3 protein-coding genes are annotated in these 5,592 nt (G+C 67.7%); 1 reads left to right on the top strand and 2 read right to left on the bottom strand.

Features of this window, described 5'->3' with window-relative positions:
• Positions 1-13: 13 nt before the first annotated feature.
• Both TX83_RS15185 and TX83_RS15190 read right to left on the bottom strand, forming a co-directional pair.
• Positions 14-2,632 (bottom strand): TonB-dependent receptor, encoded by a 2,619-nt coding sequence (locus TX83_RS15185; RefSeq protein WP_064748808.1) that lies wholly within the window; start codon positions 2,630-2,632, stop codon positions 14-16.
• A 200-nt stretch (positions 2,633-2,832) separates the two neighbouring features.
• Positions 2,833-3,906, bottom strand: coding sequence for a glucokinase (locus TX83_RS15190; RefSeq protein WP_075575190.1), 1,074 nt, complete (start codon positions 3,904-3,906; stop codon positions 2,833-2,835).
• Positions 3,907-4,306: 400 nt separating this feature from the next.
• Here TX83_RS15190 and TX83_RS15195 point away from each other — a divergent pair.
• Positions 4,307-5,592, top strand: a 1,286-nt coding sequence (locus tag TX83_RS15195) for a sugar MFS transporter (RefSeq protein WP_075575191.1), incomplete at its 3' end; no start/stop codon positions are given.

Genomic DNA, 5,592 nt, shown 5'->3' on the forward strand with positions numbered 1-5,592 from the left:
GAGCCGGTACTGCTCAGAACTTGAAGCGGAACGAAGCCATGAAACGGCGGCCGGTGTGATACCGCTGGGCGATGCGTTCTTCGATGGTGTAGTACTGGCGATACTCGGAATCGAGCAGGTTCATGCCTTCCAGCGCTACGGTCAGGCGGTCGTCGAAGGTCCAGCTGACGCTGGCGCCGAGTTCGGCGTAGTCGTCCACGCTGGAGATCGGCGCGCCGGCCACGTAGCCGCCGGCGATGTAGTCGCTGCGCCAGTTGTAGCTCACTCGCGCGGCCAGCGGCCCCTTCTCGTAGTACGGGCTGATCGCCACCGAGTCGCGCGACTGGTACGGCAGGTCGGTGCCCTGCGCGCCCTCGCCGTCGGCATAGGTGTAGTTCGCGGTCAGGCCGAAGCCGGTCTCGCCGAAGGGCTGCTGGTAGCTGAGCGTGAAGCCCTTGACCTTGCCCTTACCGGCGTTCTGCGGACGGGTGATGCTGTAGTCGCAGAAACCGTCTGTGGTGCAGCCGTTCATGCCGACCAGGCGGGTCTGGTAGAACACCGGCGCGGTCTGGGCGTTGGAATTGAACTGACGCTCCGTGCGCGGCAGGCTGATGATGTAGTTGTCGATGTCCTTGTAGAACACCGACGCCGCCAGCACCGACTGCTCGGCGAAGTACCACTCCGCCGACAGGCTGTAGTTGGTCGACTCGTAGGGGTCCAGGTCGGATGCGCCGCCGGTGCCGGTGAAGGTGTTGTCGTTGAGGAAGGTGTTGCCGACCAGTTGGTTGTACGGCGCCCAGGCGATGACCTTGGCCGCGCCGAAGCGGAACAGCAGGTCGTTGCCGGTGTCGTAGACCACGTTCACCGACGGCAGCAGGAAGTCGTCCTTGCTCGAGGTCTTGCGCAGCTTGGAGGCGAGGTTGTCCAGGCTCGGCGCGCCGCCGTAGGCGTAGCCCTGGCCGTCGGTCTTGGACTCGACATAACGCAGGCCGAGGTTGCCGCGCCAGGCGCCGGCCGAGAAGTCGGCCTGCACGTACGCGGCGGTGTTGGTCTGCTCGACGGCGAAGGTGTTGTTGAGGAAGCTGCCCGGGTCCGGACGCAGGCCGCCGCGATAGCGGTTGACGTAGTCGATCACGTTCTGGCGGCCGACCTGGACGTGATGGGCCGAGCCGGGGTTGAAGCCGCGCAGGTCGGTCAGGCCGATGGTGCCGACGGTGACCAGGTCGGCGACCGGCAGGCCGCCGTAGACGTTCTGGCGGTAGTCTTCCTCGTGCTTGCCGCGGCGTACGCCGAACTGCAGGTTGTTGAACACGCTGTCGAAGCGGACGTTGAAGTCGACCTGGCCGTAGGTGTCCTTGGTCTCGGTGTCGATGACGCCGTAGTTGCCCATGAAGCCGTCGCCGGCCCAGTTGGCCGGGTTGGTCGCCGCCGCCGGGTTGTCGAAGGTCAGGCCGCGCTTGAGATCCCAGCTGTAGCCGCCGGTGTAGACCGGTTCGATGAACCACTGCTCCAGCGCATTCTCCGACTTGCTGTGGCCGATCTGGCCGGACACGCCCCAGGCGTCGGTCTGGTACTTGCCGGTCAGGTCGATGCCGCGGGTCTCCGGCTCGGAGGCGCGCACGTTGTTGTCGTAGAACACCGGATTGGCGTTGCTGTGGCCGCCGGTGGCGACGACCCCGCCGCCGTTGATGCGGTCCACCGCGCCCGGTCGCTGGGTCAAGAAGTTGTACATCGACTGGTTGTAGTTGTCGAAGCTTTCCTTGATGTACAAGCCGCCGAGGTTGAACTCCAGCTCGTCGCTGGGCTTGAACTGCAGGTTGACGTTGACGCTGTCGCGTTCGCGGGTCTGCTGGAACCAGGCGGCGTTGACGAAGTTGGCCACGTCGACGTCGGGGGCGGCGCCGGTCTGGTTGGGGAACTCGCTGGCCTTGCGGTAGCCGAAGATCTCCACGCCCTGGCGGTCCACGGTTTCTTCGTAGTGCTGGACGGCGAGATTGACGCCGAAGCGCTCGTCGGGGTTCTTCCAGCTGTAGATCACCGAGCCGCTGGGGCGGGTGTCGCCGCCCTGGTCGTTGTAGTTGAAGCTGATCGAGCCGGCGATGGAGTGGGCGTCCATGTCCAGCGGCTTGCGCGTGTGCATCAGCACGGTGCCGCCGAGGCTGCCTTCGGTCAGGCGGGCTTCGGAGGACTTGATCACTTCCAGCCGGCCGAGGATTTCCGGCGCCAGCAAGGTGTAGTCGAAGCCGCGGTTGGGCTGTTCGCCGTACAGCCAGATCGACTGCGCCACCGGATGCCCGTCGAGGAAGCTGAGGTTGAGGCTGGGATCGGTGCCGTCGATGCTGACGCGCTCGCCCTGGCCGAAGCGGCGGTCCAGGACCACGCCGGGGATCTGCGACATCGCTTCGGCGACGTTGGTGTTGGCGAACTTGCCGATGTCTTCGGCGGTGATCGCCTCGGACACGGTCACGTTGGCTCGCTTGGTGTCGAGCGATTTCTCCAGGCTGGCGCGGATGCCGGTGACGACGACGGCGTCCAGCTCGGTGGCGTCGGTGCCGGCGGCCGGAGCCGCCGTGTCCTGGGCCATCGCCAGGCCCGGGCCGAAGGCCAGGGCCGCGAAGATACTGGCCGACAAGATGGTCTTGCGCGCTTTCATTGAACTGTTCCTCCCTCGGGCGGTGATGGCTCGGCGATCGACCGGGCAGCCGGTTCGTCGCGAAGTCCGGTTGTGTTCTTCGTAGTGGTGCGTGCCGGTCGCGGCGGCGCCGCTTCCGGTTGCTGCGTGTTGCCGCCTTCGATGCGAGGCCGCGATGACGCGCGCACGCGCCTTGCGCGCGTGCGCCTGAGGCCTTGCGCCTACTGCGTTTGCTGTTGCCGGCCCGACGCGTTCGGCGCGTTCGCGCCGGCGTCGGAACCGTTGTCGCCGGATTCGTACTGACCGTGTTCCAGGTACCAGCTCGCCGCGCCGATCACGCCGAGCCGTTCGTTCTCGATCAAGCGCACCGGCACGCGCTCCATCACCGGTCGCATCGCGCCCTTGTCGAGCATGCGGGCGTGGAATTCGCTGTCGGGGAGGAAGTCCTTGAGCTGCGGCAGGATGCCGCCGGCGATGAACACCGACTTGGCGCCGGCGATCGTCGCCAGGTCGCCGATCACGCTGCCGAGCAGGGCGCAGAAGGTCAGCACCGCTTCGCGCGCCAGCGCTTCGCCGCGCCGCGCCGCTTCGGTGATCGCCGCCGGCGCGCGCAGCGAGGGCTCGACGCCGTTGAGCGTGCACAGCGCGCTGTACAGATTCACCAGGCCCGGGCCGGAGACGAAATATTCGGTCGGCACGTGGGTCTGGCCGCGTTGCTGGGCCAGGCGCAGCATGTCGACTTCGCGCGCGTTGCCGGGCGCGAACGCGGTGTGGCCGGCTTCGGTCGGCAGGATCACGGTGCCGCGGCCGTGCGGGATGCGCACCGCCGCGCCCAGGCCGGTGCCGGGGCCGATCACGAGGGTCGGGCCCGGCGCCGATTCGCTGACGCCGGGCGTGAGCAGGGTCGAGTCGCCCGGCGCCATGCACTGGGCGGCGTTGGCGTTGGCCTGGAAATCGTTGATGAACAGGACCTCGCGCAGGCCCAGTTCGCGCCGCAGCTCGGACAGCGAGATCCGCCACGGCAGATTGGAATTGATGACCTGGTCGTCCAGCACCACGCCGGCGCAGGCGATCACCAGACGGTCGATGCCGACGCCGTTGCCGGCGATGAACTCGGCCAGGATCGCGGCCAGGCTGGGGTAGTCGGCGCACACGTACTTGCGATGCGCGAGCACGGCCACGGCCGATTCGGCGCCGTTGCCGGGACGGACCAGGCCGACCCGGGTGTGGGTGCCGCCGACGTCGGCGGCGATGAACTGGGTCGCGGTCGGGTTCAGCCGGGCGGGAGCGGTCATGCGGCCGCTCCGGCGGCGCGCGCCTGTGCGCCTGCGTCGTTCAAGCTGCGTCCCCGCGGGGACATCGACGACGTCCCGTACCAATCCCACTGCATGCGCCCTCCACAGGCCGTCGGTTCCCCTGGCGGCGCCGAGAGTGCGATGCGTTTGACAACGTTGTCAACAAGTTCCCGCGAAATTGTCACGACGGCACAAAAAACCCCGAATCCGGTCGTGGATATTGATGCGGCGCAACATGCCGGCGCGCGCGTGAGATCACGGTTTGGCGGGGCTTTCGGGCCCGCGGCTGGCGTCGGCGGAAAAGTTGTGACAACGTTGGGCCGACGCTTGTCGTACCGGTCAACCGGGGCGGCCGCGCGACGTGGCGGGCGTTCCCCCGCCTCTCTGGGAGGGGAGTCACATGTCGGTTTCCAACGCCAGCGCTCAGCCGCGGTATCTGGGCTCGATCGCGATCATCGGCGCGCTGTTCTTCGTTTTCGGCTTCGTCACCTGGCTCAACGGGCCGCTGATCACGTTCGCCCAGTTGGCCTTCGATCTCGACGAAGTCGGCGCGTTCCTGGTGCCGATGGCGTTCTACCTGTCCTACTTCTTCCTCGCCCTGCCGTCGTCGGCGATCCTGCGCCGGACCGGTATGAAGCGCGGCATGGCCTTGGGCCTGCTGGTGATGGCGATCGGTGCGGCGGTGTTCGGCGAGTTCACCACCCAGCGCTGGTACCCCGGCGCGCTCGGCGGCCTGTTCGTGATCGGCGCCGGCCTGGCGGTGCTGCAGACCGCGGTCAATCCCTACATCAGCATCCTCGGCCCGATCGAGGGCGCGGCGCAGCGCATCGCGGTGATGGGCATCTGCAACAAGATCGCCGGCATCCTGGCGCCGCTGGTGCTGGGCGCGCTGGTCCTGCACGGCATGGGCGATCTCGCCGCACAGGTCGCGGCGGCCGATCCGGCGACCAAGGCGCAGTTGCTCGACACCTTCGCCGCCAGCATCCATGGCCCGTATTTGCTGATGGCCGGCCTGCTCGCTCTGCTCGCGGTCGGCGTGCTGTTTTCGCCGCTGCCGGAGTTGCGCGCGGAAGAGGTCAACAGCGGCCCGGTGGACGGCGGCGGACGGCAGAGCCTGCTGCAGTACCCGCACCTGTGGCTGGGCGCGCTGTGCATCTTCGTCTACGTCGGCGTGGAAGTGATGGCCGGCGACGCGATCGGCACCTACGGCCAGAGCTTCGGCCTGCCGCTGGACAAGACCAAGTTCTTCACCTCGCTGACCCTGGGCGGGATGTTGGTCGGCTATGTCGTCGGCCTGATCGTGATCCCGCGCTTCATCACCCAGGAGCGCTACCTCAGCGTGTCGGCCGTGCTCGGCGTGCTGCTGACGGTCGGCGCGTTCGCGACTCGCGGCTACGTCTCGGTCGGCTTCGTCGCCGCGCTGGGTTTCGCCAACGCGATGATGTGGCCGGCGATCTTCCCGCTCGGCATCCGCGCGCTCGGCCGCCACACCGAGGTCGGCTCGGCGATCATGATCATGGGCATCGCCGGCGGCGCGGTGATTCCGCAGCTGTACGCGGTGCTGAAGCAGCACCTGGACTTCCAGCTGGTGTTCCTGCTGCTGATGGTGCCGTGCTACCTGTACATCCTGTACTTCGCCCAGGCCGGGCACCGGGTCGGGCTGCGCCAGCGCGCGGCCGCCGCGAG

The sequence above is a fragment of the Lysobacter antibioticus HS124 genome (assembly GCF_000336385.2).
Classification (GTDB): Bacteria; Pseudomonadota; Gammaproteobacteria; order Xanthomonadales; family Xanthomonadaceae; genus Lysobacter; species Lysobacter firmicutimachus.

Bases quoted from the DNA above. Each gene is read 5' to 3' on its own strand.
- TX83_RS15190 (WP_075575190.1), bottom strand. From the start codon at position 3,906: ATGACCGCTCCCGCCCGGCTGAACCCGACCGCGACCCAGTTCATCGCC.
- TX83_RS15185 (WP_064748808.1), bottom strand. From the start codon at position 2,632: ATGAAAGCGCGCAAGACCATCTTGTCGGCCAGTATCTTCGCGGCCCTG.